At 55.3% G+C, this 21,169-nt stretch carries 23 protein-coding genes; 10 read left to right on the top strand and 13 right to left on the bottom strand.

Features of this window, described 5'->3' with window-relative positions; all coding sequences use genetic code 11:
• Nucleotides 1-11: 11 nt before the first annotated feature.
• A complete protein-coding gene (locus MVK60_RS10880; RefSeq protein ID WP_297439295.1) occupies nucleotides 12-515 on the bottom strand; it encodes a ferritin family protein in 504 nt (167 codons plus the stop codon).
• Nucleotides 516-681: 166 nt separating this feature from the next.
• Entirely contained in the window at nucleotides 682-1,176 is a 495-nt protein-coding gene (locus MVK60_RS10875) for a THUMP domain-containing protein (RefSeq protein ID WP_297439293.1), read from the bottom strand.
• Nucleotides 1,177-1,237: 61 nt separating this feature from the next.
• On the opposite strand from MVK60_RS10875, the gene MVK60_RS10870 reads away from it, so the two are divergent.
• The 5 genes from MVK60_RS10870 (at nucleotide 1,238) to MVK60_RS10850 (ending at nucleotide 6,331) form a co-directional block, all read left to right on the top strand.
• Nucleotides 1,238-2,443 carry an AAA family ATPase gene (locus MVK60_RS10870; RefSeq protein WP_297439291.1) on the top strand — a complete coding sequence of 402 codons (1,206 nt, stop codon included), beginning with the start codon at nucleotides 1,238-1,240 and terminating at the stop codon, nucleotides 2,441-2,443.
• Nucleotides 2,444-2,465: 22 nt separating this feature from the next.
• The gene (locus MVK60_RS10865; protein WP_297439289.1) at nucleotides 2,466-2,999 is read left to right on the top strand and encodes a metal-dependent hydrolase; all 534 of its coding nucleotides are present in this window, start codon (nucleotides 2,466-2,468) and stop codon (nucleotides 2,997-2,999) included.
• Nucleotides 3,000-3,087: 88 nt separating this feature from the next.
• Nucleotides 3,088-4,080: a thioredoxin-disulfide reductase gene (gene trxB, locus MVK60_RS10860; protein ID WP_297439287.1), complete on the top strand. Its 993-nt coding sequence runs from the start codon at nucleotides 3,088-3,090 to the stop codon at nucleotides 4,078-4,080.
• Nucleotides 4,081-4,301: 221 nt separating this feature from the next.
• Nucleotides 4,302-5,639, top strand: a complete 1,338-nt coding sequence (locus MVK60_RS10855; RefSeq protein ID WP_297439338.1) for an ornithine aminotransferase — start codon at nucleotides 4,302-4,304, stop codon at nucleotides 5,637-5,639.
• A 95-nt stretch (nucleotides 5,640-5,734) separates the two neighbouring features.
• Complete coding sequence (locus MVK60_RS10850) at nucleotides 5,735-6,331, top strand: ECF transporter S component (RefSeq protein ID WP_297439285.1); 597 nt, start codon at nucleotides 5,735-5,737, stop codon at nucleotides 6,329-6,331.
• Nucleotides 6,332-6,333: 2 nt separating this feature from the next.
• Here MVK60_RS10850 and MVK60_RS10845 read toward each other — a convergent pair whose 3' ends face one another.
• The 3 genes from MVK60_RS10845 to MVK60_RS10835 all read right to left on the bottom strand — a co-directional run bounded on the left by MVK60_RS10845 (nucleotide 6,334) and on the right by MVK60_RS10835 (nucleotide 7,706).
• Entirely contained in the window at nucleotides 6,334-6,618 is a 285-nt protein-coding gene (locus tag MVK60_RS10845) for a family 4B encapsulin nanocompartment shell protein (protein ID WP_297439283.1), read from the bottom strand.
• Nucleotides 6,615-7,289: a deoxyribose-phosphate aldolase gene (gene deoC, locus MVK60_RS10840; protein ID WP_297439281.1), complete on the bottom strand. Its 675-nt coding sequence runs from the start codon at nucleotides 7,287-7,289 to the stop codon at nucleotides 6,615-6,617. Before deoC ends, MVK60_RS10845 begins: the two co-directional genes overlap by 4 nt.
• 87 nt (nucleotides 7,290-7,376) lie before the next feature.
• Nucleotides 7,377-7,706 (bottom strand): hypothetical protein, encoded by a 330-nt coding sequence (locus tag MVK60_RS10835; RefSeq protein ID WP_297439279.1) that lies wholly within the window; start codon nucleotides 7,704-7,706, stop codon nucleotides 7,377-7,379.
• 120 nt (nucleotides 7,707-7,826) lie between these two features.
• Here MVK60_RS10835 and eno point away from each other — a divergent pair, with 120 nt between their 5' ends.
• Complete coding sequence (gene eno, locus MVK60_RS10830; RefSeq protein ID WP_297439337.1) at nucleotides 7,827-9,119, top strand: phosphopyruvate hydratase; 1,293 nt, start codon at nucleotides 7,827-7,829, stop codon at nucleotides 9,117-9,119.
• 39 nt (nucleotides 9,120-9,158) lie between these two features.
• Here eno and MVK60_RS10825 read toward each other — a convergent pair whose 3' ends face one another.
• Entirely contained in the window at nucleotides 9,159-9,641 is a 483-nt protein-coding gene (locus MVK60_RS10825) for a PadR family transcriptional regulator (protein ID WP_297439277.1), read from the bottom strand.
• 130 nt (nucleotides 9,642-9,771) lie between these two features.
• Here MVK60_RS10825 and MVK60_RS10820 point away from each other — a divergent pair, with 130 nt between their 5' ends.
• Nucleotides 9,772-13,863 carry an MMPL family transporter gene (locus MVK60_RS10820; RefSeq protein WP_297439275.1) on the top strand — a complete coding sequence of 1,364 codons (4,092 nt, stop codon included), beginning with the start codon at nucleotides 9,772-9,774 and terminating at the stop codon, nucleotides 13,861-13,863.
• Between the two features lie 134 nt (nucleotides 13,864-13,997).
• Nucleotides 13,998-14,834, top strand: a complete 837-nt coding sequence (locus MVK60_RS10815) for a radical SAM protein (RefSeq protein WP_297439273.1) — start codon at nucleotides 13,998-14,000, stop codon at nucleotides 14,832-14,834.
• A 73-nt stretch (nucleotides 14,835-14,907) separates the two neighbouring features.
• Here MVK60_RS10815 and MVK60_RS10810 read toward each other — a convergent pair whose 3' ends face one another.
• From MVK60_RS10810 to MVK60_RS10800, 3 genes are read right to left on the bottom strand one after another with little or no spacing between them, the layout of a single operon-like run.
• The gene (locus MVK60_RS10810) at nucleotides 14,908-15,360 is read right to left on the bottom strand and encodes an Lrp/AsnC family transcriptional regulator (RefSeq protein ID WP_297439335.1); all 453 of its coding nucleotides are present in this window, start codon (nucleotides 15,358-15,360) and stop codon (nucleotides 14,908-14,910) included.
• A gap of 55 nt (nucleotides 15,361-15,415) precedes the next feature.
• Nucleotides 15,416-15,970 carry an XTP/dITP diphosphatase gene (locus MVK60_RS10805; RefSeq protein ID WP_297439271.1) on the bottom strand — a complete coding sequence of 185 codons (555 nt, stop codon included), beginning with the start codon at nucleotides 15,968-15,970 and terminating at the stop codon, nucleotides 15,416-15,418.
• Between the two features lie 47 nt (nucleotides 15,971-16,017).
• The gene (locus MVK60_RS10800) at nucleotides 16,018-16,506 is read right to left on the bottom strand and encodes an adenosine-specific kinase (RefSeq protein WP_297439333.1); all 489 of its coding nucleotides are present in this window, start codon (nucleotides 16,504-16,506) and stop codon (nucleotides 16,018-16,020) included.
• Nucleotides 16,507-16,573: 67 nt separating this feature from the next.
• On the opposite strand from MVK60_RS10800, the gene MVK60_RS10795 reads away from it, so the two are divergent.
• Nucleotides 16,574-17,497: an Lrp/AsnC family transcriptional regulator gene (locus tag MVK60_RS10795; RefSeq protein ID WP_297439269.1), complete on the top strand. Its 924-nt coding sequence runs from the start codon at nucleotides 16,574-16,576 to the stop codon at nucleotides 17,495-17,497.
• On the opposite strand, the gene MVK60_RS10790 is transcribed toward MVK60_RS10795, so the two are convergent.
• Nucleotides 17,486-18,418 (bottom strand): SPASM domain-containing protein, encoded by a 933-nt coding sequence (locus MVK60_RS10790; RefSeq protein WP_297439331.1) that lies wholly within the window; start codon nucleotides 18,416-18,418, stop codon nucleotides 17,486-17,488. The two genes, MVK60_RS10795 and MVK60_RS10790, sit on opposite strands and share 12 nt — an antisense overlap.
• 106 nt (nucleotides 18,419-18,524) lie before the next feature.
• Nucleotides 18,525-18,953, bottom strand: a complete 429-nt coding sequence (locus MVK60_RS10785) for a molybdenum cofactor biosynthesis protein MoaE (RefSeq protein WP_297439329.1) — start codon at nucleotides 18,951-18,953, stop codon at nucleotides 18,525-18,527.
• Nucleotides 18,954-19,052: 99 nt separating this feature from the next.
• Between MVK60_RS10785 and MVK60_RS10780 the strand changes: the two genes are divergently transcribed.
• The gene (locus tag MVK60_RS10780; RefSeq protein ID WP_297439266.1) at nucleotides 19,053-19,910 is read left to right on the top strand and encodes a hypothetical protein; all 858 of its coding nucleotides are present in this window, start codon (nucleotides 19,053-19,055) and stop codon (nucleotides 19,908-19,910) included.
• On the opposite strand, the gene MVK60_RS10775 is transcribed toward MVK60_RS10780, so the two are convergent.
• Together MVK60_RS10775 and MVK60_RS10770 are read right to left on the bottom strand one after the other, a co-directional pair.
• On the bottom strand, nucleotides 19,907-20,605 hold the full coding sequence (locus MVK60_RS10775; RefSeq protein WP_297439264.1) for a ThiF family adenylyltransferase: 699 nt from the start codon (nucleotides 20,603-20,605) through the stop codon (nucleotides 19,907-19,909). The two genes, MVK60_RS10780 and MVK60_RS10775, sit on opposite strands and share 4 nt — an antisense overlap.
• A 1-nt stretch (nucleotide 20,606) precedes the next feature.
• Nucleotides 20,607-20,873 (bottom strand): ubiquitin-like small modifier protein 1, encoded by a 267-nt coding sequence (locus MVK60_RS10770; RefSeq protein WP_297439327.1) that lies wholly within the window; start codon nucleotides 20,871-20,873, stop codon nucleotides 20,607-20,609.
• Between the last annotated feature and the right edge of the window lie 296 nt (nucleotides 20,874-21,169).

Raw genomic sequence — 21,169 nt, 5'->3', positions numbered from 1 at the left:
TTATCCCCTCTCTATGCGTGTCCACAACCGTACTCCCGCATAAGACCCTCAATCGTCCTCCGGTGAAGCCTCTCCGTCGAGCCGAGGTAGCTGAAAACTGCCCTCATGTAATCATCGGATGCCGCCTCGGTGAGTATCCCATAAACATCCTCCGCCAGTATCTCCAGTTTAAGGGCAGCCTCAAGAACCTTGAAAACATCCCTACCACCGTTAAAATCCTTAGTCAGCGACAGCGAACTCAGGGAAGGCAGCGCCACTTCAAGGAGCTCATCGGTGCCGAACACCCTCTCGTAAAGCGACATGAGCTTTCTGTCATGCCGGGAGGCCTCGAGGGAGAGCAGCCTGAAGACGTCATATACTGAGTCGTCGAGCCCCAGATCCCTGACTTTTTGGGCGAGTACGCTGTACAACCGGGCTTTATTCCTCTCGTTTAAAATCCAGTAACTTAAAAGCCCTCTCAAATCAAGGCCCTTCAGTCGAACCCACAGTCCGTCAAGATCCTCCATCTCAATCACCGGTGAATCATAAAGCGTTCTTTTTATCCGTTTTGTGGTATAACCATCTAAGAAAGATGTTCTGAGAGTAAGAAGTAGTTTAGAAGGCGTTTTCGGACACTGGGCCGTTTTTGAATCGGATTTTATTCCCGGGTTGGCATTGGGGTCCCGTGGTACCAGCGCCGCACTACTCTTCAACCCGCTTTTTAACAGCTTCCCCCGCCCCCACAACGGCCACTCCCGTCTTCCTACCCAGAATCTCCACGAAGACGTACCATTTGGGGGAATTCAGATCGACGGTCGCCCCTGTTTCCTCCTTTACCCTTGCCCCTAATCTGAGTTCGATGCCCTTACCGGACTTTATTTTATCCCCCCTTTTCTTGCACCTTACGGCGAAGCTCTCGCCGGGTTTTATCCGTTTCCGGGCAATCTCAACCGCCCTCTCCATAATTCTATTCTCATCGCTCCGCACAAGTTCATCAAGGGGAACGACCCGGAAGATCGATTGGGTCTCAAACTCCCTAAGAAGCCTCAAGGCCTCCTCCCTAGGGAGGGGTGTTTCCGCAAGGAGAACCCCTTTCCAATCAGTCCCCATAATGCGGACCTTCCCAAGCGCCCATTCAAGTTCCAGTATCGCATCGCCTTCACGCCCCTGGGGGGCGGTGACTAAAAGAACCATCATCTCTGCTCACCGATGGACAAGTTTTTATATTTCGCATGCTTAAGTTATCCGGTGAGTTAAAATGGAATCCGGTGGCCTTAAGCTTTACCCATACCGATCATACGAGGTGTACGGTCTTTCTCGAAACCCCTTTGAACAGCTGGCGAGTGAGGGAATAGCCGACGTGGAGAGCATTCACGTTTATCAGGAGGTGGACATGCGCATACAGATGATAATCTCGGAGATCGTGGGCAACAAGAGTTCGATAGCCTTCAGCATCGTCGGTCCGCTTGGGATGGGGAAGACCCAGAGGTTGAAGACCATTCTGAAGGCCATTGAGGAGCAGAGGGGAAAGGCGATATACATCAAGGTTGACACCAACGACATCTTGAAGCTTACGAGGGATGTATTCTACGCCCTTAAACCGCCCAGGAGCCGGACCAACATCTTCCTTGAGAACCTGTCCAGGAAGCTGGGGTTCATCGACCGTCTGGAGAAGATGCTGTCCTCCACCGGGGAGTACAAGAGCAGGGACATAGCCGAGCTTTTAACCGAGCAGATGGGGAAGTACCCGTACTGTGCCCTACTTCTTGATGAGCTTGAGAACATGGGGAGCGCCGGCGAGCAGGAGAAGATTCAGTTCTTCGAGATGCTCAGGCACTTCATAAGCAACATGCCAAAGGGGTGCGTTGTGGCCTTCGCCTGCGTCCCTGAGGCCTACGAGGAGTACACCAAGATATTCCCGGCGTTCTTTATGCGCCTCCACTACGAGTTCAAACTGAGGCCCATGAGCCTTGATGAGGCCTACGAACTCGTCAAGAAGCGGCTCAACCGCGTCAGGGTAAGGGACACCGACGACCCGCTCTACCCGTTCACCAAGGAAGCAGTAAAGCTCATCCATCAGCTCGACAAGGGCAATCCAAGGCAGATCCTCCGCCTTCTCCACTACGTGCTGAGTGAGGCCGCGAAGCACAAGTTCGATCCGATTGACGACTACGTGGTTACGACGATCCTTGAGGAGCCGAAGAGCCTTGAGGAGTACCTCACGAGGATCCCGAAGGACTACAAGGACCTGGTCGAGGCCGTGGTCTTCGAGTTCAACGGGGGACCGGTAAGCTACATCCAGATCGCGAAGGCCGTCAGGAGGCCCGGAATGCAAGTCTATGACCAGCTCAACGAGCTTTTGAGGCTTGGCTTCCTGGTAGGAGACCCGAAGGGCAACTACAAGGTTCCCGATTATGTGAGGAAGTTCATGGAAGAAAAAGAGGCCGAAAAAGAAGAAGGGTAAAACGGAAACAGCAGGGATCGTCATGCCGAACTACGAAGCACACGTCCTCAGCGGGATAGTGACTTATCCCCTGGCGGTGCTGGTGGCTGCTCTAATCAAAACCTACACCGGGGCACCGCTGGAGCTTACGACCATCGCCACGGTGCTGGGCTACGGCTTCTACGTCCTGGGGGCGGACCTCCCCGACATGGACCACCCCAACGCCCTAATACATCGAGGAACGAAACCCATAGTGGCGGTGCTCGCCGGGGGAGCCGCATACGTGAACGTTCTACCGGAGATAAACGTCGGCGACCCGTGGATCAACGTGACGGTGGCATGGACGGTGAGTGCACTCATAGGCCTCGGCGCGTGGGTGGGATTCACGGCGGTAATGCCAAAGCACCGCGGAATCGTACACAGCGTTCTATTTGCAGGCGTGTACGGGCTGACGGCCTTTGGAATAGGGAGCTACGGCCTGAACCTGAGCAACGGGGAGAGTATGTTCCTGGGACTGGCCGCGTTCCTTGGATACACACTCCACCTGATACTGGACAGGAGTCTTAAACTAATCTAACCCGTTCGCCCCAGTTGTAACGATATACTCAAAAATGACCCATAATGCTTTTAAGCAGGCGGGATTAGGGGAAGGCGGAGGTGAGACGATGTTCAGTTTGACGTCCCTTTCAAAGGCATCGGGAGACGAGAACAGAATCTGGGATGTACTCATAATAGGCGCGGGACCGGCGGGGTACACGGCGGCTATATATTCGGCCCGCTACGGCCTCGACGCCATCATCATAAGCAGGGACCTCGGAGGCAACGTGGCCCTCACGGACCTTATAGAGAACTACCCCGGGTTCCCGGAGGGAGTGAGCGGCCAGGAGCTGGCAGGGAGAATGTACGACCAGGTGACGGGACTGGGCGTCAACGTGGTCTTCGACGAGGTTGTGAAGGTCGACGTGAGTGAGTGTGCGTACTACGAGGGACCGTGTAAGTTCGAGGTTAAGACCGCGAACGGGGCCGTTTACAAAGCCAAGACCGTCATAGTGGCCGTAGGCGCTGCCCCGAGGAAGCTCCGCGTTCCCGGTGAGGAGAAGTTCTACGGGAGGGGTGTCTCGTACTGCGCCACGTGTGACGGCCCGCTGTTCAAGGGCAAGAAGGTCATCGTTGTCGGCGGAGGAAACACCGCCCTTCAGGAGGCCCTCTATCTGAAGAGCATAGGCGTCGACGTCACGCTCGTCCACAGACGGAAGGAGTTCAGGGCGGACAGGATACTCCAGGACAGGTTCAAGGAGAGCGGCATCCCGGCGGTACTGGATACCGTGGTCACGGAGATAGTGGGGAAGGACAGGGTTGAGGCCGTTAGGCTCAGAAACGTCAAGACGGGCATAGAACAGGAGATGCCGGTGGACGGAGTCTTTGTTTTCATAGGCTACGAACCGAAGACGGAGTTCGTCAAGCACCTCGGTGTAACCAACGAGGCTGGCTACATACCGGTGGATATGTACATGCGTACAAAGGTCAAAGGACTCTTCGCCGCCGGGGACATAACCAACGTCTTCAAACAGATTGCAGTGGCGGTCGGTCAGGGGGCCATAGCCGCGGCCGCGGCGAAGGAACTGCTCGATGAATGGAAGGAAAGGAACGGGGAGTGAGCTTTTCCCCAGCATTCCCTTTAATCACACCCTGCCGATCACCCCGTTGTTTCAGGGCCCAACCATAGCGCCCTCGGTTGATTGCGGAACAACAACCTTTCAAGGTACCGGCCCAACAATTCGTACTTCTTCGAGCATTGTCGAAAATTCTTCGGTCAAAAATGTTCATTGATGAACACAGACTTATAAAGGTGAACCCCCAATCTGGGGCGGTGATGCACATGGTGGTTAGACCTAACGTTAAAGAACTTCCAGGACCGAAGGCCATGGATGTTATAAAGGAGAACTTTGAGTACCTCGCGACGACAACGCAGGACCCCGAGAACCTTCCCATAGTCATCGACAACGGAGAGGGAATAAGGGTCTACGACGTCGATGGGAACGTCTTCTACGACTTCGCGAGCGGCGTTGGTGTCATAAACGTCGGCCATGCCCACCCGCGCGTCGTCGAGGCCATAAAGAAGCAGACCGAGAAGTTCACCCACTACTCGCTCACTGACTTCTTCTACGAGAACGCGGTTGTACTGGCCGAGAAGCTCGTGGAGCTCGCCCCAGGGAACTTCGAGAAGAAGGTCGTTTACGGAAACAGCGGTGCCGAGGCCAACGAGGCCGCCATGAAGCTCGTCAAGTACGGAACCGGAAGGAAGCAGTTCCTCGCGTTCTACCACGCATTCCACGGCAGGACGCAGGCGGTTCTTTCACTCACTGCCAGCAAGTGGGTTCAGCAGGACGGCTTCTTCCCGACGATGCCCGGCGTCACCCACATCCCCTACCCGAACCCCTACAGGAACCTCTGGGGAATCGACGGCTACGAGGAGCCGGACGAGCTCACCAACAGGGTCCTTGACTTCATCGAGGAGTACGCATTCAAGCACGTCCCGCCGCACGAGGTCGGTGCGATATTCTTCGAGCCGATACAGGGTGAAGGCGGCTACGTCGTCCCGCCGAAGAACTTCTTCAAGGCCCTCAGGAAGTTCGCCGACGAATATGGAATCCTCCTCGCGGACGACGAGGTTCAGATGGGCATAGGGAGAACCGGAAGGTTCTGGGCCATCGAGCACTTTGGAGTCGCCCCCGACCTCATCCAGTTCGGTAAGGCCATAGGTGGAGGGCTTCCGCTCGCCGGCGTCGTTCACAGGAAGGAGATAAGCTTCGACAAGCCCGGAAGGCACGCAACCACCTTCGGCGGCAACCCGGTAGCCATAGCGGCCGGAATAGAGGTCGTTGAGATAATCAAGGAGCTCCTCCCGCACGTCAGGGAGGTCGGCGACCACCTGCACAGATATCTGGAGGAGTTCAAGGAGAACTACGAGGTCATCGGCGATGCTAGGGGTCTCGGTCTCGCCCAGGCGGTTGAGTTCGTCAAGGACAAGGAGAGCAAAGAAAAGAACCCGGAGATCAGGAACAGGGTCGTCAAGGAGGCCGCTAAGCGCGGACTCGTCCTCCTCGGCTGCGGAGATAACTCACTCCGCTTCATACCGCCGCTGGTCGTCACGAAGGAGGAGGTAGACGTCGCGATGGAGATCTTCGAGGAGGCCCTCAAGGCCGCCCTCGGATGATTTCCGTTCTCTTTTTTCCTGCTCCTATGGCACGTTCCCGGACGTTCCAGTCAAGTTTTTAAAGTTGTAACTTGAAATTCCGACGGTGATCGAGAATGGACCTTACAGAGATCCTCAAACCTTACGGGAGGTACATCATCACCTCTGCCGTGGTCGTGTTCATGGCCTACGTATGGGTCAAAAGAGATAGGTTCAGGAGCGCCAACGTAATGGCAATATCAGCGATAATGGCGGCGCTGGTAGCCGTGGCAACGAACTTCATCAAGATACCCACACCAGCCACCGGCGGTTACATAAACATCGGGGACACTATGGTGATGTTCGCCGCAATGGTCTTCGGACCGGTCGTCGGGGTGTTTGCCGGCGGCGTCGGATCAGCACTGGGCGACATAATAGGGGGATACGCGGGCTGGGCCCCGATAACGCTTATCGTTAAGGGCCTGGAGGGTCTGGCGGTTGGTTACATCGCGAAGAGGTCGGACAACGTTGGAATGCTGATCGTCGGTGGCACAATAGGTGGGATCATAATGGTATCCGGCTACTTCCTCTTTGAGGCGTACATGTTCGGGGTGCCTGCCGCGGCGACAGAGGTTCCTGGAAACACGGTTCAGGCTATCACCGGGATACTGGTGGGGGCCGGCCTCGCACAGGTCATAAAAAAGAGGTACCCGGAGGTCGAAGACCTCATATGAGACTAGACGTCCAGTTCATGGATCTCCTTCCACATCTCACTTTCCCTTAGGAGCGGCTCGATCGACACCCTTCTTGACGCCCTCTTCATCTGCCCAAGGTATGCGGAGTCCGCCACGACGGCGTCGTATCCAAGCTCCTCTATCCGGTATATCTTAAGTGAGCACTCGGCAAGTGCATCCTTCGCGTACTGAATAAACCCCGGGCCCGCCAGCAGTATGTCCGGCTTTAGGCCTTCCCCCTCAAAATCAGAGATAACCGCCTGGAGAAGCTCTTTAACCTCCATCATCTTCGAGCACCTTGAATTATTTTTACCCCGCTTGAGGCCCCTATTCTGGTGGCCCCGGCCTCTATCATAGCAACCGCCTGCTCGTAGGTTCTGATTCCCCCCGCGGCCTTAACACCCATCTCCGGGCCGACCACTTTCCTCATCAGCCTGACATCTTCAACGGTTGCACCGCCGGTTCCGAAGCCCGTTGAGGTCTTGACGAAGTCTGCGCCGGCCTCTTTGGCAAGCTCGCAGGCCTTGACTTTCTCATCCTCGGTGAGGTAGCAGGTCTCGATGATGACCTTGACCTTCGCGCCCTTCTCGTGGGCGACCCTCACGACCCCGGCTATGTCCTTCTTCACGTACTCGTAGTCCTTATCCTTCAGCGCGCCGATGTTGATGACCATGTCAAGCTCATCCGCACCGTCATCTAAGGCCTTTGTGGCCTCAAAGACCTTAACCTCCGTTGGCGTCGCTCCGAGCGGGAAGCCTATGACGCTCGCCACCCTAACGCTGGCCCCCCTCCCCTTCAGGTAGTCCTTGGCGAGCTTAACCCGGTAGGGGTTGACGCACACCGCGTAGAAGCCGTACTGGACGGCCTCATCGCAGAGCCTGGTGATGTCCTCCTTCGTTGCGTAGGGTTTCAGATTGGTGTGATCGATGTACCTGGCAACATCGATATAGTCCTTCATCACAACTCACCGAAGGATGTTGCATCCCCGGATATTTTAGTGTTTCCCTCCAAGAATGGGGGTACACTAGGAAAATTTGAGGGGTTACTACCCACTCCCCGAGGTACTGGATGACGAACCCAGACCCAGCAGGGCGCGGGCCAACCTCTCCGAGACCTCATCGTCTCCTAGAACGGGCCACTCCTTTCCCCCAGCGATCCGCTCCAGGAGCGCCACCGCGTTATCCCAGTTCTCCTCCAGGGTTCGTCCGCGGGGAATAGGGTTCCTGAGAACGTGCCATCTACCGGTCAGGTCATCGTAAACAGCTATCCTTGGGATGTACCCCACGTCCATGAAGGTGTTGTCCAGCGTGAGCTCCACACGGAACCCACCGACCTCGATGAATCCGTCCTCCCGAAGCCGTTTCTTCCACTCCATGATCAAAGGTACACGGGTGTACTTAAAAGCCCACCGCCGCGGCTGATGAAAAGCGGAACGAACAACCGGAACCTAAAACCTTTATATGTCCTGTCGGGAATATCACCCGAGGTGATTGAGATGGAGAACCCGTTTGAGATAACAGGAGTCCTTGCAAGGGAAATACTCGACAGCAGGGGAAACCCGACGATTGAGGTCGAGGTTTACACTCCCGTGAGCATGGGGCGGGCTGCCGTCCCCAGTGGAGCTTCCACCGGAACGCACGAGGCCCTTGAGCTCCGCGACGGCGGAAAGCGCTTCCACGGAAAGGGCGTCAGAAGGGCCGTTGAGAACGTCAACAAGATAATCGCCCCCGAGATAACGGGGATGGATGTCACCTGGCAGAGGGACATCGACACTCTTATGATCGAGCTTGACGGCACCGAGAACAAGAGCAACCTCGGGGCCAATGCCGTCCTCGGTGTCTCCCTAGCCGTTGCGAAGGCAGCGGCCAACGCCCTTGGCATTCCGCTCTACCAGTACATCGGAGGGACAAACGCCTACGTCATGCCGGTTCCTATGAGCAACGTCATCAACGGCGGCGTTCACGCGGGCAACGAGCTCGACTTCCAGGAGTTCATGATAATGCCAGTCGGCGCGGACTCGTTCAGGGAGGGCATCAGATGGGTTTCCGAGACCTACCACGTTCTCAAAGGCGTCATCGCCGAGCGCTACGGTAAGGACGCCGTCAACGTGGGCGACGAGGGGGGCTTTGCCCCGCCGCTGAAGGAACCCCACGAGCCATTCGAGCTCCTGATAAAGGCCATAGAAGAGGCCGGCTACAAGCCCGGCGATGAGATAGCCTTTGCCATGGACCCTGCATCAAGCGAGTTTTTCCATCAGGACATTGGAAAGTACGTCGTCAACGGCAAGGAGTACACCAACGGAGAGCTCCTCGAGCTCTACAGGGAACTGATCTCAACGTACCCGATAGTCTCCCTCGAGGACCCATTCCACGAGGAGGACTGGGAGGGCTTCGCGCTGATAACGAAGGAGCTCGGGAAGAAGATACAGATAGTGGGGGACGACATCTTCGTCACCAACCCGAAGAGGATAAGGAAGGCCATTGAGATGGGTGCCGCCAACGCGCTCCTCCTGAAGGTCAACCAGATAGGCAGCCTGAGCGAAGCCATCGACGCCGCCTACACCGCATATCGCGCTGGATGGGGTGTTGTCGTCTCCCACCGTTCAGGCGAGACCGACGACCCGTTCATAGCCGATCTGGCCGTTGCCCTGAACACCGGGCAGATAAAGACTGGTGCCCCAGCAAGAATGGATAGGAACTCCAAGTACAACCAGCTCATACGCATAGAGGAGGAGCTCGAGGGGATATCAGTTTACCCTGGCAGGAAGTTCCACAACCCCTTCCTCTGACTCCCTACTTTTTTTGAACGGGGGAAGCGCCCCTGTCCTTCACTTCCTTCCAAGCATGTCCCTGAGGGCCTTCCTCTTGGCGTCCAGTATGTTGCAGACCCTGTCAAGAACCTTGAGGTACTCGTCTATAGCCTCCTCGGCCAGTTCCCGCCCGTAGCCGCGTTCCTCCAGCTTCTTTCTCATCATCTCATGGTACTGGAGGGCGGTGTAGAGGGATTTAAGGGCGAGCTCGTTGGCCTCTCTGAGGTAGTTCCAGCCCCTTTCCGTCAGGGAGTACTTAACGAGCCTCCTCTTCCCACGATACTCCTCGTGGGGCTCAACAAGGCCCTTGTCAACCATCTTACCGAGCATGGTGTAGAGGTTCCCGTGACTGGGCTTCCATATTCCTGACGCTATCGATTCTATCTCCTTCAGTATCTCGTAGCCGTGCGCCTCTCCCCTCAATCCAATTATCAGGAGGATCAAGTTGCGCATGGGGACCGTGAACATACTCCTCACGAGTTCCGCCTCATCCTTGGGCATCTCTCCCACCGCCAAAACGTTTATAACCTCTCCGAAGTAGACATGTTTGGATTAAACCTATGTGTTAAAGACATATCCGTTACTGACATGTAGGGTTCAACCCCTTTAAAAGACTTGTGGAGGTGTCCCAATGGCCTGGAACAACTGGATCGCGCGCCACGGGAAGCTCGTTCTCGTGATATGGCTGTTGATAATCGTGGTATCGATACCCCTGGCCGTAAAGCTCAACAGCATAACCCAGTACGGGATGGATCAGATGCTTCCAAAGCACATAGAGTCCGTGGAAGTCCAGGAGATTGTCACGAAGAACTTCACCGGGGCCGGAAGTGAGAACACGACTTACTTGATACTCACCAATGTGAAGGTTAACGACGTCAGAAGCAGGGAGGCCTACGAGGCCTTCAAGGAGCGGGTCGACGGGAGGTACGCCCACAACGTTACCTCCTACTACGACGTGATGGACATGCTGCGGAACATGAGCCATGAGGTCGCCCTCAACGTCACCAGGATGACCGCCAACGTCAGCGGGATGCTCTACTCGATCGCGGTTAAGACCAACGAGAGCTATGGAAAGGCCCTCTCTCAGACCTACGCCCTGGCCAACACAACGGAGGCCATGAAGGAGAGCCTCCTGGCAACCGCCCAGGGATACCTTGCCCTCAGGAGAAACCTCACCATCCTGTACACCCGGATGAACAACCTGAGCCTCGCCCTCAACGAGACAGACCACGCCTATGTGATGCTGCACCAAAACCTCACAGAGACGAGCACCCTTTTAAGGAACATAAACGCAAGCATAACCGGGACCAACGCCGCCCTCTACTCCCTGAACGAGAGCTATGGAAGAACTTTCATCGGAGTCATAGCGGTCCATAAAGCGCTCTTAGACATAGGTGCCTACGACCGGGGGACGCTCAGCCAGGAAGAGGCCAGCACCATAGCCTCACAAACGGGGACCACCGAAGAATTCGTCTTCGCGGTCTTCAACACCCTCTATCCGATATACTCTCAGGGTGGGAGCGGCAGCATAACCGACGGTGTTCTAGCCGAGACCACCGAAAAGCTCATCCTGAACGGAACCGGCGAGAGTCAAAGGTGGATGGCCGGGCTGTACGGGGAAGAATTCATCTCGAGGGTTCAGGCCTTCGACGCAGAAAAGGGCTCAAATTTCGTCCTCCAGGGGCTTCAGCCGGCCGAACTTGAGGGGGTGGTCTCCGGAATGGCCACCGCCGCACTCCGCTCTCTCCCGGAGGCGATAGCGGAGAGCAACACGACGCTCAAGGTTCCAGGAATGGGTGAAGTCGATCCGGAGACCATGTCCCTGCTCGTCAACGCATCCATCTCCCTGGGGAAGAACCCGAAGGCTGACGCCGTCGAATCCACGACGGTCAACTTCGCCATGGCCTTCCTCAGAGAGAAAAACCCGAACAGTCCAGTGATCAGGAGTCCAAGGGCGGCGGAGGTACTTACGACCCTTCTCAGGGAGGGACCGACCCGGGAGCTGGAAAGCTCCCTTTTAATAGAGGCTCTAGAGAAGGAAGTTCCCCAGGAGCTCGAAAAAGCCGTTCCGCTGATGGTGAGCACGATCCTGAACGGCGACCCCCTCGCAGAGGGGCTCATCTCCAACAACCCTGGCGCCCTTGAGAACGCGACCGTGGATGTAATCTCAAAGCTCAGTCCTCCAAGCACCCCAAAGAGCCTTCTAAAGGCCGTTTACGAGAGCCACGGGGGGAGTAGAGAGCTCGACGGGATAGCAAAGGACACACTCAGGGAGGGCCTCATAGGAAAGCTGGCCGGAAAGGTAGTGAACCCTGAAGCCGTTGCAGGACTTGTCGTTGATGAGGCAACGTCGAATCCCGACGGGATAATAAGCGGGGAGAACCTTGAAAACGCCACGGTTAGTGTCGTCCTGGCACTCATCCCTGGGAACGTCAAAGGACCTCAAACCGCGGAAACGGTAAGGGCACTCTACAGCGGGGAAAGCCCAAAGACCTTGGCGGAGGAGACGTTCCTCAACGCCACCATGGAGAAGATAAGCGGGACCCTCCCCCCCGGAACCCCGGAGGAAGTTAAAGAGGCCGTTGTGAGGATAGTCAAGGAGGTCGTCAGAGGGTACCCCCTGGATGAGGGGAGGCTCGATGCCATGGTGAAGGCGGAAGTTGGGAGGATAATCCAGCCCTACGTCAAGAGAGGTGTGGGTGGTGTAAAGTTCAACGTGAACACTACCCGGCTGGTTGACCTGGCCTTCACGTTCAGGGACAATCCAAACGCCCTCACTGTGAGTGACGTTAGGCCAATAGCAGAGCAGATATACCCCAGCATATACAGAACGGCCAGGTCCTATATAGAGGCCTTCAAAAGCAACGACAACACCACCATGCTCATAACCTTCGTCCCCATAGGTAAAACGGCACCGGGTCAGGATCAGTACAAGTACCTGGCCGGAAACGCAACCATCGTCAAGGGGATTGCCATCGAGGAGTTCAAGAAGTACTACCCCAACGTAACCGGGGCCCTCGGAGGCAACCCGATGGAGCTCCACGAGATGTTTGCCCTCGGTCAGAAGGACAACGAAAGGACAACCCGGGCCAGCGTCCTTGGGGCACTGATCATCCTGTTCATCCTGATGGGAGCCGCCCTACTGGCCACCCTGCTGCCGTTCACGGGCGTTGCAACGGCGAGCTTAACCGCGCTTGGGCTGACGTACCTGGCGGCAAAGGGTGGCATCACCGACGTCGGTAGCTGGGCCAGGATGATAACGATAACCACCTCCCTAGGCCTCGGCATCGACTACTCGACCTATTACCTCCACCGCTTCAAGGAGTATCTTGCTGAGGGCTACACCCACGAGAAGGCTGTTTCCGAAGCCCTGAAGCGCTCCAAGGACGCCGTCCTGGCCAGCGCCTTCACAGACATCATTGCCTTCGCATCCTTCACCCTGGCCTACGAGTTCCCGATGTTCCAGCAGATGGGCATAATAGCACCCCTCGCCGTCGTGACCGTGCTGATAGCCAGCCTGACATTCATACCGGCGATAACTGCTCTGGTTGGTGACAAAGCGGCCTTCTGGTGGCCGAGGCATCTTAGGTTCATATCCCCTGATGTTCACGAGAGGAGCAGGATAGCCGAGTGGGTAACCAAACACGCCAAAGTCGTCCTGCTGGTTGGACTGCTGATAGCCGTTCCAGCGACATACACGTTCTTCCACTTCAACGGAAGCCATGACATGACCCTTTTCCTTCCAGAGAACAGCGAGACGTATCACTTCCTCCAGCTCAGCCAGGAGAAGTTCGGGGCGGCCGTGTCGTCACCCTACTACATCGTTCTGGAGTTCAACGGGCCGATAAGTGACTCAGACCTTAAGACGATCCAGAAGATCAGTCTGGGGGTATCAAAGTTCAGCGGGGTCACTACTGTCTACTCACCCACCATGCCATATGGGGAACCTGTCAGCAACCTGAGCCTCAGGAACATAGAATCACTAGGGGGCTCGCGCTATATCTCAAAGGACGGGAGAACTGTGCTGATACAGGTTTCAGGGAGGTACAGCCCGGACAGCAACGAAGCCAAGGCACTCGTCAAGGATCTCAGGGACTACGTCAAGGGCTTCACCGAAAAGGGCGGGGAGATAAGGAAAGCCATGGTCGGTGGGAGCGCAGCGCTTTCAATGGACCTCAGTGACAAGATAAACAACATCTTCTGGCACAGAATCCTGCCGGTTGCCCTGCTGCTAATGTTTCTCTCTCTGATACCGACGCTTAGGGGAATGCCCGCGGTGCTGTCCACTATGGCCACGATATTCCTCGGAGTGATGACCAGCATATGGGTATCGACGTGGCTCTTCGAGAAGATATTCGGACAGGAGGTCATGTGGTTCCTGCCGCTGATGGTCTTCGTCGTGCTCATGGGAGTCGGCATAGACTACAACAGCTTCTACCTGGTGAAGGCCAGGGACGAGTTCGAGCGGCGCTCCGCGGTGGAGTCCTTGATAGTGGCAGCCGGAACCATGGATACCCTCGTGATAGGCCTCGCAGCCGTCCTGGCAACCACCTACGGATCGTTGATGCTCAGCGGTACCTGGGGAACCAGGGAGATGGGCTTTGCCCTCGCCTTCGGCGTGCTGCTAACGGCAATAATGGCGGTCTACTTCATAGGACCCGCCATGATGAGCCTCTTCGGCGATAAGGCCTGGTGGCCGCTCTTCAGAAGAAGGAAGGATTGACCCCCCTATTTCCATTTTTCCACGGAATTGTCCCAAAACCGTTATATCCTCGACTTCAAGTTTTTCTTCAGAGGCGCTGCGAACGGGGATGATCAGAACGAAACCCCCATCAAGCTCCGCACGGGGTGAAAGAAATGGCCGGAAGACAGAAACTGAAGATCTACATACCTGGGCCGAAGTTCCCCTCAATATCACTCACCGGAAACTACTGCACCCTCAACTGCGCCCACTGTGGGAAGCATTACCTTGAAAGCATGATGAAGCCTGAGCGGGGAGACCTGCTGAACTACTGCCTGAACCTCGCCAGAGAGGGTTACCTCGGCTGTCTCCTCAGTGGCGGGATGGACGGCAGGCTCAAGGTTCCCATCGACTCCCACGCCGGAGAGATAAAGGAGATAAAGAGAAGGACGAACCTGAAGCTCAACGCCCACGTGGGATTCATAGACGAGAGTGATTTGAAGTGGGTTAAATACGTCGACGCAGTTTCCCTCGACTTCGTTGGCGACGATGACGTGATAAAACGCGTGTACAGGATAGACAGAACCGTGAGGGATTACCTAAGAATCCTCGACCTGCTCACCGATGCTGGAGTGAGGGTTGCGCCCCATATAACGATAGGTCTCGACTTCGGGAGGATAGGCTGGGAGTTCAAAGCCATTGACATGCTGGTAGGATATCCCATAGACGTCCTCGTACTTGACGTGCTCATCCCGACGAGGGGGACGGAAATGGAGAACGTCCCGAGGCCAAGCGTCGTGGAGAGCCTGAAGGTCGTTGAATACGCCCGCGAGAGGTTTGGGGGTGAACTGAGTATAGGGTGCATGCGGCCGACTGGAAGATGGCGCCTTGAGTTCGATAGGGGGGCGGTTCTGGCGGGAGTTGACAGGCTGACGAACCCGCCGCGAAAAGTTATTGAATGGGCGAAAACTATAAGGGATGTTGAGATAATCTACGAGTGCTGCGTCATGTAGGTGGTATCAGGGCTCACCAAACCTCGCATCATCACAAGATCAGAAAGGAGAACGCCGATCATCGCCCCTGAATTCAAAGCTCCTCCTTGACAGTGACGAAGGAGACCATCGTAACCGTCTGACCAATCCCCCTGACTTCCCTGAGCCTGTCAACGACTATCCTGCCAACCTCCTCGGAGCTCGGGGCGCGGACTTTTATAAGAAGATCCCACTCGCCAGCTATGATGTGAACCTCATAGACGCCGCCAAGGGCCGCTATACGCTGGGCCACCTCGCGCTGGTTCAGACCGGACTCGGGGTCGTACCTGGCGAGGATGAAGGCCGTGGTTCCAAGATCCAGCTTTTTGTAGTTGGGCTTCACGGTGAACTTCTCTATTATACCCTCATCAACAAGCTTCTTGATGCGGTAGTGAACCGTGGTCCTCGGGATTCCCAGTTTCTTGCTCAATGAGGCTATGTTCTCCCTTGCGTTTTCCTTAAGCTCCCTCAGCAACCGCATATCGGTTCCATCAAGCGAGAAACCCATGGCGACCCCCTTCGTCATTTATACAACTTAGACTGTTGGGTGTTGAGGGTTATCCTTATTTAAGGTTTTCCTTTAGCCACTCTGAGAAGGCCTTTAAGGCCTGCCCGCGGTGAGATATCTTGTTCTTCTCCTCGGTTGTCATTTCGGCGAAAGTCCTCTCAAAGCCCGTCGGTTTGAACACCGGATCGAAGCCGAAGCCGCCGCTTCCGTGCCTCTCCGTGGTTATCTCGCCATCGACCCTGCCGGAGAAGAGGTGGAGTTCCCCGTCCCAGTAAGCCACCACGCTCTCGAAGTGCGCCCTCCTGTCGGCAAGCCCATCCAGCAACTTGAGTATTCCATCGATACCGAGGGTTTTGTAAACGTAGGCCGAGTAGACCCCAGGGAAGCCCCAAAGGGCCTCGATAAAAAGCCCGGAATCATCGAGGAAGAAGCGTCCATCAATGCGTTCGGCCAGCCATCGGACACCGTACTCTGCGACCTCTTCAAGGGTGTCCGCCTGTATCTCAGGATAGTCCACCCTGAGCTGATAAACCTTGATTCCCAAGGACCTAAAGTACTTCCTCGCCTCCTCCACCTTACCAGGGTTAGAAGTTATGAACGCAAGCCTCATGAAACCACCGAAGGAAAGAGGAGAGGAGAAGATAAAAGGTTGTCGCCTCAGTCTATCCTGTAGCCTATTCTTTCAACCAGCTCCCTGCGCTCCCTCCTCTGTTCCTCGGTCTCCACATTCTTCGCGGCCTTGCCATCGACGATTCCAAGGACGCTCCTGCCAAGTTCAGTCTCGGCAACTATCACCTGCAGGGGGTTCTCACTGGCCCCGTAAACCATGACCACCGCAGGGTGCGCCTTAATCGCGTTCAGAACGTTGATCGGGAAGGCGTTTTTCATGAGGATTACAAAGACATGACCCGCGCCTATCTTAAGTGCGTTCTTTGCCGCCAGCCCTTCAAGCTCAGCGTCGTTTCCGGTGAACCTCGTCAGCTGGGGTTTGGCCTCGTTCATAGCCACACCGAACTTTATGCCGGGGACTGCGGTCAGAAGGGTCTTGGCAAGGTCGTCCACGGTGAACACGGAGAAGTTTCCCTGACCGATGACAGCCTCAACGCCCTCCGGTTTATCAACATCAACGACCTCGATCTTCACCATTGCCACCACCGGAAAATTTAATACCGCAACAGATATAACCTTTTCCCGCAGACTCAGGTGAGTTAAAATGGGAGAACCATCTGTGAAAGAGCTTGAATTTCTCGTGGAACTCCTGCAGAAACACCCCCTGGATAGCCTCAGGAGGATATCCAAGGAAGAAAACGTTGATTACTACAAGCTCAAGCGACTTTACGACAAGTACTACGGGGTCGGCAAGCAGGTGCAGGTCAACGCCCTCTACAACATAAGGCGGATCGGCCTCGACAGCGTGCTCGCATTCCTGAGCATTCCCAGGGAGAAGCTGGTGGAGGTGAACTACAGACTCGCGGCCAACCCGTTTGTGGCTTACTCAAACCCAGCATTCGGTTTTAAGAACGGGCTAACCATGATAATCTCAGTCCCCGTGGACCAACTGGACAGGGTTGATGAACTCCTGTCAAGGTATTCGAACGATTACGAATACTACAGGGTCAGAGGCTACCCTAACCCAAAGAAAGAAACGTTTGGGGAGTGGGACCTGAGTCACGATTACGCCCGTTTGATGGACATGCTTAAGGTTGACGCGAGAACCCCCATGACGGAGGTCGCGAGAAGGCTCGGAAAGAGCAGGCCAACGGTCAAGTACATGATAAACCGGCTGAGGGAGGAGGGCATACTCAAAGGATTCGACGCGAACCTGGACATGAACATACATGACAGGGGGGTCATAGGAATCTCGAAAGGACTCAATGACCGAGTGCTGGAGAGATTCAATGACTACGAGATAAACATCGGTGTTCTGCTGGGCTACGGGTACTTCATAGAATGGTATTTTTCGTCGAGCGAGGACCTGGGCACGAAGATACTGGAGTTCAGCAACTACGTTGAAAAGCTTCTCATACAGTACTTCACCCCGGCCTTCAACGAGATCAACACCAAGAAGGGAATGAGGAGGTACACGGACATGGTCAGAAAAGATGGAAAGGGCTACCGTTCGATATTAGAGTTCTAGCTGACAGTACTCAACGCCGTGGATGTCCCCCGTCGCTTGGTACTCAAGGGCACGGCAGTCGTGGCAGAGGTACTTGAATGGGCATGTTTTGCACTCATTGAGGCTGTCCCTCGTAAGCTTCCAGAAGGATTTAAGGCGTTTTTTCCGCAGGGCCCGTTTTAAACTCTCTTCCTTCGCATCGGCAACTATGTAGTTCCTCAGAAGGGGACAGGGCAGGAAGTAGCCGTCCGCCGTAAGTGCCACAGTTCCGGCAAGGCAGTCGTGATACGTCTCATTGCTGAGGTTCAGTGTTCTTCTAAGCTCAATCAGGTTGAAATCGACCTTTCTAAGGGATCCGGGGTACAGAACGTCCACGTACACCTCCCCCTGAAACGTCGTCCGGAGGTTGCGTATCTCCTCGTATTGAGAAGCCGTGGCCAGGATGAGGGCCCCGTAGAGCCAGTCTATGCGTTCGATCTCTTCAAATCTCTCGGGTGAGTACTCAAACTCCACTATAAAACGCACCCCCCCGATGGGGCGAACTTTATAGATGTCTTCCAGACGCAGAACCGCGTAAACGGCGGGAATCTCCAGTTCAAGTGCGTAGGAAGCCATCGCCATCAGGTACTCAACGTTGTCGTAGTTCGTCAGCCACAGCTCCCTTCCGCGGAGATGGGAGAACTCAAACAGTAGCTCTCGGAGGCGCTCCACGCTCATTGGCTCCCTGTGCAGGACGAACCGGTTGTTCCCTATGCATCCAATGGAGCGGGGAATACCGGTAGCTTCTGAGAATCTTCCTTTTCCAGCCCCCAGTTGGACTATCAACCGTTCCAACCTTCCATAGTGCTCCCTGTTGCTCCAGGGAGGCTTAGAAACCGAAACTATGTGAGGATGAGAGGTCCCCTCAACGACCCCACCAGCACCGTACACTACCTCTTCCATTGAGACCACCGAGAGGAATACGGGGCCGATCATATATATACTTTTTCTATTCCGATTTTGCACACTATTTTAAATAGTTCGCAAAAAATGGAGAGAACATAAGTGTTCACTTTTCGGGAATTGCCCGCTCGCCCTCTATCCAGAACACGCCCTCATCCGTAAATTCACGCTTCCACACAGGAACGCGGCGCTTGACCTCGTCTATTGCCCATTCACACGCAGCAAAAGCATCCCGCCGATGTCTGGCGGAGGCAACGATGAGTATCGTATCCTCACCAACGGGAAGTTCCCCGTAGCGATGCCAGATCACCATGTCCAGGATGGAAAAGCGTTTGAGGGCCTCTTCCCTTATTCTGATCATTTCCAGCTCCGCCATCTCAGGGTAAGCCTCGTACACGAGCTTCAGAACCTTCCTCCCGTGGCCCTCACTGCGGACCCTCCCAAGGAAGAAAACGTATCCACCCGCTTGGGGCACAGCTATCAGCTCCAGCGCCTCCATCAGGTCAAAGCGCTCCCTCGTCAACCGGACCTTCATCACCTTCACCGATCAATATTGCGCGTTCCGACAATTAAACTTTGCCGGCCTCCACGAAAGTTTTAAGTCCCGTTGGGTCCACTCAGTAGAGGTGAAAAAATGAGAAGGTATGCACTGATACTTGTAGTGATCCTGCTCGCGGCGGTTATGGGTGGCTGCATCTCCTCCCCGGGAGGGGGGAGCTCAAGCACGAGCGGAACCGCCCCGGGAACCACCCCTCAGACCGCCTCGCCCCACCCCACAACCACGTCATCACCAACGGAAACCAGTCCAACGACAACAACCACACCCTCCCCCCCTAGCCCGGAAGAATGGCTCTCGGGGGTCCGCCAGGTCGAGTACACGAGCAACGTTACCCTTGATCTCAACGTAACGGTTACCCAGGGGAATTTCTCCCAGACGGACAAGCTCCAGCTCAGAATCCTGGAGGCGGCATACCTCGATTTCCAGGGGAGGAACGGTATCATAAACACGACGACCACGAGCCTCTCAGACGGAACATCGAGCACGACATACACCAGGATAATCAACGGGAGGATCTACACGAAAACTCTGAGCGGCTGGATGGAGGTGAACAACTCCGCAATGGGTGACCTCGTCTGGGACTACAACCTCATCAGCCTCGCGAGAAAGTACATAAAGAGAACGCCCATTCGGAGGAAGGAAGACAACGGCCTGACGCTCGTTTACAGGGTAGATACCAGCGACCTGCTCAAGATGGCCGCAACGTACTTCTCCCCAACACCCAGCGCCGAACTCAACGTCAGCAACGGCCTGCTGGAGCTGCACTTTGTTAACGGGGAGCTTAAATGGGGGAGAATCTCTTACGATGCTATCTCCGAGGCGGAAGTGAGTGACCCCACCATGGGCAACATGACGATAGTCCAGGAAGGAAGCTGGGATGAGGTAATAAACGTAACGGGGGTCAACCATAAGAGGGAAGTGGAAAAACCCTAACGGAGCTCCACGACCTCAAAGGTGTTAAATGCCAAGTCAATGAGAAGAAGCTTGTTCAGAAGGGGCTCCCCCAGTCCAGTCAAGAGCTTTATAACCTCCATGGCTTGAAGGGAACCCACAACCCCGGCGGTTGCCCCAAGCACGGGGAAGCCATCCCCAGTTTCTTTCATGTCGGGGAATATTTCCCTGAGGCTCTTCGTGATTCTGGGGACTATCGTGGTGACCTGACCGAAAGTACCCTCAACCGCACCGTGAACCAGCGGAACCATCTTTTGGTGGGCGTAATCATCAAGGAGGTAGCGCGTTTTAAAGTTGTCCAGGCAGTCAACTATCACATCGACCCCCTCGAGCACCTCCTCGATGTTGTCCACGTTGAGCTCCCCGGCGAAGGTCTCCACAACGATATCGCTGTTGAATCGCTCGAGCTTCCAGCGGGCCGATTCAGCCTTCGAGATTTTCCCGACGTCCTCCTCCCAATGAAGAAGCTGCCTGTTGAGGTTGCTGAGTTCGGGTTTCTGGTTGTCCACGAGGAGGAGCGTGCCAACGCCGGCGGCGGCCAGATAGTACGCGGCAGGGCTGCCGATACCTCCCACACCCACAACGGCGACCTTGGAGTTCTTCAGCTTCTCCTGCCCATCCCTTCCAAAGATCAGTATCTGCCGGTCATACCTTTCAAGTTCCCTCCCGCCCAGCATCTCAACCACCGCTCACCGGGGGAAATATGGCAACCTTGTCCCCCTCCCTGAGAACATCATCAAAGCCCACGTAGCGGCCGTTCTTCGAAACATGCACATCCGCGAGGTCGTCCTCCTCGGCGAAGACCTCGTTTCTCAGAACGGAATGTCTCTTCTTCAGGAGCTCAACCAGCTCTCCCACCGTAATCCCCCTGGGAACCTCAAGCTCCTCTTCATCCTTGCCAACGAGCGAGCGGTACCGGGCGAAGTACCTAACGGTAATCCTCACTTCCATCACCGTTGATGGTTGGGAGTCAGGGTTAAAAAGGGTTGCTGGACGCTGATGTTCCAGGTTTAGAACGGCAATTATTCCCATCCCGATCCCTGGTATCTTCTCCATCGTCAAGTTTTAGCTTGTTATTCTTGGCGTCTTTCATTTATCCATTGCTGTCATCCCCCAACTATTGCATTTGTTTCATCTTCATTATAAGAAATAACCGTTATCACATCCGAAACTGAGTAGTCCAGCTCGCCAAACTTTGCCTCAATTAGGTATGAATGACCAGCAAACGTGTCAATGTACGT

This window comes from Thermococcus sp., assembly GCF_026988555.1.
Lineage (GTDB): Archaea > Methanobacteriota_B > Thermococci > Thermococcales > Thermococcaceae > Thermococcus.
The sequence above is the reverse complement of the archived record's forward strand: the minus strand, read 5'-3'. Positions and strand labels throughout refer to the sequence as shown.

Coding starts and splice junctions, on each gene's coding strand:
- MVK60_RS10820 (WP_297439275.1), top strand. CDS start 9,772: ATGGCCTGGAACAACTGGATCGCGCGCCACGGGAAGCTCGTTCTCGTG.
- MVK60_RS10790 (WP_297439331.1), bottom strand. CDS start 18,418: ATGGAAGAGGTAGTGTACGGTGCTGGTGGGGTCGTTGAGGGGACCTCT.
- MVK60_RS10785 (WP_297439329.1), bottom strand. CDS start 18,953: ATGAAGGTCCGGTTGACGAGGGAGCGCTTTGACCTGATGGAGGCGCTG.
- MVK60_RS10870 (WP_297439291.1), top strand. CDS start 1,238: ATGGAATCCGGTGGCCTTAAGCTTTACCCATACCGATCATACGAGGTG.
- eno (WP_297439337.1), top strand. CDS start 7,827: ATGGAGAACCCGTTTGAGATAACAGGAGTCCTTGCAAGGGAAATACTC.
- MVK60_RS10795 (WP_297439269.1), top strand. CDS start 16,574: ATGGGAGAACCATCTGTGAAAGAGCTTGAATTTCTCGTGGAACTCCTG.
- MVK60_RS10865 (WP_297439289.1), top strand. CDS start 2,466: ATGCCGAACTACGAAGCACACGTCCTCAGCGGGATAGTGACTTATCCC.
- MVK60_RS10825 (WP_297439277.1), bottom strand. CDS start 9,641: ATGCCCAAGGATGAGGCGGAACTCGTGAGGAGTATGTTCACGGTCCCC.
- MVK60_RS10845 (WP_297439283.1), bottom strand. CDS start 6,618: ATGATGGAGGTTAAAGAGCTTCTCCAGGCGGTTATCTCTGATTTTGAG.
- MVK60_RS10850 (WP_297439285.1), top strand. CDS start 5,735: ATGGACCTTACAGAGATCCTCAAACCTTACGGGAGGTACATCATCACC.
- MVK60_RS10800 (WP_297439333.1), bottom strand. CDS start 16,506: ATGGTGAAGATCGAGGTCGTTGATGTTGATAAACCGGAGGGCGTTGAG.
- MVK60_RS10815 (WP_297439273.1), top strand. CDS start 13,998: ATGGCCGGAAGACAGAAACTGAAGATCTACATACCTGGGCCGAAGTTC.
- MVK60_RS10875 (WP_297439293.1), bottom strand. CDS start 1,176: ATGATGGTTCTTTTAGTCACCGCCCCCCAGGGGCGTGAAGGCGATGCG.
- MVK60_RS10835 (WP_297439279.1), bottom strand. CDS start 7,706: ATGGAGTGGAAGAAACGGCTTCGGGAGGACGGATTCATCGAGGTCGGT.
- trxB (WP_297439287.1), top strand. CDS start 3,088: ATGTTCAGTTTGACGTCCCTTTCAAAGGCATCGGGAGACGAGAACAGA.
- MVK60_RS10780 (WP_297439266.1), top strand. CDS start 19,053: ATGAGAAGGTATGCACTGATACTTGTAGTGATCCTGCTCGCGGCGGTT.
- deoC (WP_297439281.1), bottom strand. CDS start 7,289: ATGAAGGACTATATCGATGTTGCCAGGTACATCGATCACACCAATCTG.
- MVK60_RS10855 (WP_297439338.1), top strand. CDS start 4,302: ATGGTGGTTAGACCTAACGTTAAAGAACTTCCAGGACCGAAGGCCATG.
- MVK60_RS10810 (WP_297439335.1), bottom strand. CDS start 15,360: ATGGGTTTCTCGCTTGATGGAACCGATATGCGGTTGCTGAGGGAGCTT.
- MVK60_RS10805 (WP_297439271.1), bottom strand. CDS start 15,970: ATGAGGCTTGCGTTCATAACTTCTAACCCTGGTAAGGTGGAGGAGGCG.
- MVK60_RS10775 (WP_297439264.1), bottom strand. CDS start 20,605: ATGCTGGGCGGGAGGGAACTTGAAAGGTATGACCGGCAGATACTGATC.